The sequence below is a fragment of the Hamadaea sp. genome (assembly GCF_013362815.1).
Lineage (GTDB): Bacteria > Actinomycetota > Actinomycetes > Mycobacteriales > Micromonosporaceae > Hamadaea.
In genome coordinates, this window is sequence record NZ_JABFVK010000124.1 from 1 (window position 1) to 3939 (window position 3939).

At 67.7% G+C, this 3939-nt stretch carries 8 protein-coding genes; 2 read left to right on the forward strand and 6 right to left on the reverse strand.

Translation table 11 applies throughout. The features are described from left to right. Positions 1-15: 15 nt before the first annotated feature. The 6 genes from HOV77_RS34695 to HOV77_RS34720 form a co-directional block, all read right to left on the reverse strand. Complete coding sequence (locus HOV77_RS34695; protein WP_290870697.1) at positions 16-537, reverse strand: hypothetical protein; 522 nt, start codon at positions 535-537, stop codon at positions 16-18. 148 nt (positions 538-685) lie between these two features. After that, positions 686-853, reverse strand: coding sequence for a hypothetical protein (locus tag HOV77_RS34700; RefSeq protein ID WP_290870699.1), 168 nt, complete (start codon positions 851-853; stop codon positions 686-688). Between the two features lie 190 nt (positions 854-1043). Further along, positions 1044-1274: a hypothetical protein gene (locus tag HOV77_RS34705; protein ID WP_290870701.1), complete on the reverse strand. Its 231-nt coding sequence runs from the start codon at positions 1272-1274 to the stop codon at positions 1044-1046. A gap of 40 nt (positions 1275-1314) precedes the next feature. Further along, on the reverse strand, positions 1315-1593 hold the full coding sequence (locus HOV77_RS34710; RefSeq protein ID WP_290870704.1) for a hypothetical protein: 279 nt from the start codon (positions 1591-1593) through the stop codon (positions 1315-1317). Between the two features lie 188 nt (positions 1594-1781). After that, positions 1782-1991: a hypothetical protein gene (locus HOV77_RS34715; protein ID WP_290870707.1), complete on the reverse strand. Its 210-nt coding sequence runs from the start codon at positions 1989-1991 to the stop codon at positions 1782-1784. Beyond that, positions 1988-2596, reverse strand: a complete 609-nt coding sequence (locus tag HOV77_RS34720; protein ID WP_290870709.1) for a hypothetical protein — start codon at positions 2594-2596, stop codon at positions 1988-1990. Before HOV77_RS34720 ends, HOV77_RS34715 begins: the two co-directional genes overlap by 4 nt. 232 nt (positions 2597-2828) lie before the next feature. Here HOV77_RS34720 and HOV77_RS34725 point away from each other — a divergent pair, with 232 nt between their 5' ends. Both HOV77_RS34725 and HOV77_RS34730 read left to right on the forward strand, forming a co-directional pair. After that, the gene (locus tag HOV77_RS34725) at positions 2829-3071 is read left to right on the forward strand and encodes a hypothetical protein (protein WP_290870712.1); all 243 of its coding nucleotides are present in this window, start codon (positions 2829-2831) and stop codon (positions 3069-3071) included. A gap of 152 nt (positions 3072-3223) precedes the next feature. Next, entirely contained in the window at positions 3224-3856 is a 633-nt protein-coding gene (locus HOV77_RS34730) for an NUDIX domain-containing protein (protein WP_363261495.1), read from the forward strand. Positions 3857-3939 lie beyond the last annotated feature (83 nt).

Here is a 3939-nt window from a genome sequence, read left to right on the forward strand (position 1 = left end):
AGGCGCCGACTCCGATCAGGCCATCGACTTAGCGAGTTGCCGGTGGAGGCGTTCCGCCTGCTCGGCCTCCCGCTCGTCGCGGTCGATGCGCCGGTTGAGGGCCCGCACTTCGCGGTCCTCCAGCCAGCCGAGGCCGTAGTTGAAGGCGATGCCCCGCCGTGCCGTCTCGCGGGCGCCGGGCCGGTTGAACTGGGCCGCGTGGGTGAGCTCGTGAAGGATCGTCTTGTCGATCTCGGCCTGCTTGCCCCGGAGTGACTGCGCGTTGACGACGATCAGCGTTCCGGCCGGGTTGAGCGTCGCTACGCCGTACCGGCCCGGGCCGGCCCACGCATCCCAGTCCGAACGCCCGAACAGCTGCTCGTGCGCGGCACAGATCAGATCCGGGATGCCGTCCGTGGCGGTGACGGTGATCTCGACCGTGCCGAGACCATGACGCTCGCGCCCGGCGATCAGCCGCGCAGCCTCATCCATGACCCGGTCCACCCGGTCCACAACCGGGCGGTGCTGCCGACCAAGCCGATACGTAAGCAGACGCATTACGGAACCTCCCTTCAAAAGCGAGTGATTGGAGTGGTGGTGCTGGTCGTGCTCGGGGTCGCCCCGCTGGGGGTTTGCGAGGCGACCCCGGGCCCGGCCAGAAGCCGGGACCGTGGCGGCGGGAGGGGGCCACCGCCACGGTGGGGGGTCAGGCCTTGCGGAGCTGGTCGGTCCTGAAGTGGCTGATCCAGTTGCCGGTCGGCAGATCGTCAACCGGCCACTCGCCACTGACCTGCGGACCGGCGATCGTCCCTTTCTGGCCGTACCGAAAATGCTTGGCATCCACGATCTCTACGCGGTCGCCCTTCTTGAACATGCGGTGTCCTCTCTGATCGGTTGTCGGATTGGGATGCTGCTGGTCGTGCAGGACGCCGCACCGGTGATGCGGTCTCCAGCCAGACCAGCCGGGGTGCCGCCTCTCCCGCCCGTAGGGGATTCGGATACGCGGGAGAGGCGGCGGCCGGACGCGAGACGGGGGGGGGACCCGCGCCCGGCAGTCGAGGCGGTCAGGCGGCGGCCGGGTAGTCGAAGCCGTCGAGCTGCGCGAGCAGGTCGGGATCGGCGGCGAGCCGGATCTGGCTCAGCCGGGCCACGTCGCCAGCCGCGCGGGCCGTGGCGTACTCGCCGAACAGGTCGGTGATGGACAGCACGGTCGCCTCGGCGACGGTCGTGTTCGCGCGGGCCCGCTGGCCCAACTCGGTCGCGCCCAGATCGGCGGACAGCAGGTACGGAGACATGGTTCGGCCCTCTCGGGTCAGAAGGAACAGGTGGGGTGGGTCAAGCGGTGGGGCGGGGCAGGGCGCGGCACTTCTCGGCGTGGGCCTGGGCCTGCTCGCGGATCTCGGAGAGCGTGAACGGGTCGCCGAATGGGCCGGTGTATGCGCCGCGGCTAGTGCCAGCGCAACCGTGGCAGCGCCAGTGGGGGCTCTTCCAGCCTTCGCGGATCTCCTCGATGTCGACGGTGGCGCCGCCGACGGTGACGTAGCGGGCGATAACACCTTCGGGCCACGACTCCGCGAACGGGCTGAGGGTGGCGGTCTGGGCGGTAGAAGGCACGGCTGATCTCCTCGGTTGGTCATGCCGGGATGGAATGGGGTGGTGCAGAGGTTGGGAGCCGCGGGCGGAGAGACGGGGGGATGGTCGTCGATCGCCGCCCGCGGCGGTCAGGGGTTAGCGAGTGGGGTGCTCGCTGCGGTGGTTCGTCTCACGGAGCTTGCGGAGCAGACGCTCCCAGTCGGCCGAAGTCACGACGCACCTCGCTCGGCCTCGACTGCGGCAAGCAGGGAACGCACCCGAGCGTTGAGCGCGAACGCGGCCGTCCGCATGTCATCGCCGGAGTGGATGTTCAAGCCGGCCGTCTCGTCCAGGATCCGACGGGTGACCGCGATCTCAACCTCCAGCGAGGCAGGAGCGGGAGTCACGTCATCCAGGCCGTGCAGCGGGTCATAGCTCACGCCGCGGCCTCGATGAGGTCGAGGCGCCCGGCCTTGGCGAGTGTGGCGCGGTAGCCGGCCATCAGGTCGATGTTGTGCGCCAGGTCGTCGGCGTTCAGGTCAGACATGTGGCCGGTGAGGGCGACCGCGATCAGCTCGTTCGCACGCGCCTCGGCAGACCTGTACCGGGCCACGGCGACGACGGGAACGTCGGTGCGGTAGCCGTGCTCCGGGTCGTCCTCGATGTCGGTGACCACGGTGACGGGGCCGACGCCGGGCACGTCCACGGTGAGCGCGATCTCGGTGGCCGTCCACGTGGACTCGCCGCCGTCGATGCTGCGCTCGACCTGCCGGGTGGTGACCGTGCCGCCGACCCGCTCGAAGATCTCGTTCAGCTCGACCTGCGACCACACCATCAGGTACGTCGCCGTCTCGCCGAGGTACGCGTCCGGCTTCCAGCCGGGCCGGTAGCCGAGCGCGACACGGACCTTCTCGACGGTCGCCGCGTCCGGCGTGGTCAACGCCAGCTCCAGACGGCGCATCGCGTCGCGGGCGGCCAGCGGAAGCGGGGCGGTGCCCGCGTGGTCGGTGCGCTCAGGCGCACCGATAAGATCGGTGGTAGCCAACGTGGTCTCCTAGTCAGAACCTGTTGGTCAGGGCCGGCCTGCGAGGTAGGAGTCGCAGAGTCCGGCCCGTCTTCATTTGTGGGGTGCCGCCCTCGGACTGGGTCCGGTAGGAGTGGACGACTGCCGCTTTCAAGTCGGAACTTGAAGGCCGCTGATTCGAAGTTAGACCCGCCCAACTCCCGCTGTCAAGCACAGGCTTGAAAGAGCGTCGGAACGGCTCTACAGTCCCTGCATGACCACCAACCAGGACCCCGTCGACGCGCTGATCGCCGAGCTCGACGCCATCAGTGACCCCGTCGATCGGTTCCAGAAAGTGGTCGAGTACGAGGGACGGGTGGACGTCGGTATGCGCGCCGTCCGCCAGCGCATCGCCGCCCAGCTCTACAACGACGGCGAGAGGACGTACCGAGAAGTCGGTCAGATCATGGGCGGCGTCACCGCATCGCGCGCCGAACAGATCGTCAAGGGGAGATGACCGCTGAGATGCCATGTCATCGAGTCAACGCGCCCAGCCTCACGCGAACCATGAAGTGGCGTGCGGGGGCCATGCAGCGACATGCACCCAGCATGCAGTGACCATGCAGAAGCGGTGCAGAAGAAGCCACGAACACGGCCTAGGAGCCGATAGTGGATGAGCAATGGACCGGCCGAACAGCTAACCGGCTACTAGAAGCATTCCAGATGACGCAGGAGGAATTCGCATCTCATTTGGGGGTCTCAGTGAGGACCGTCGCGGCATGGCGCGCGTCACCCGAGATGGTGCCGCAGAACGAAACGCAGAGGATTCTCGACACGGCACACGAGAGGGCGGGTGACGATGTGCGTAAGCGGTTCATTCACCTGTCCCGCCTGGCTGCTGGCCCGCCGCAGGCTCAGGCTCTGCGGGTGGCCATCGCGGTCGTGATGCGTGGCGCTGACGTGCTGCTCGTGTGCAGGCAGGACGGCGACGACATCGCCTGGCAGTTTCCCGCAGGCATCGTCAAACCGGGCGGCTCTGCCGCGAAGGTCGCGGTCCGAGAAACCCTGGACGAGACCGGCGTGCACTGTATGATCCGCGAACATTTGGGCGAACGACTACATCCCATCACGCGCGCACTCTGCTCATATTTCGCATGCGATTTCGTACACGGCGAAGCGATCAACGGGGATTCCTCCGAGAACGTCGCCGTGGCATGGGCTCCGATAAGGGAACTCAGCCGCTACATCCCCGCCGACCGCATCTACCCGCCGATCCTGGAAGCCCTGGAGGCAGCTGTATGACCACTGAGACGACCACCGAGAAGCCGGGCATCTCCGCCGCGATCATCGTTTCCAACAGCAGGGTGTTGATGGTGCGCCGCGCC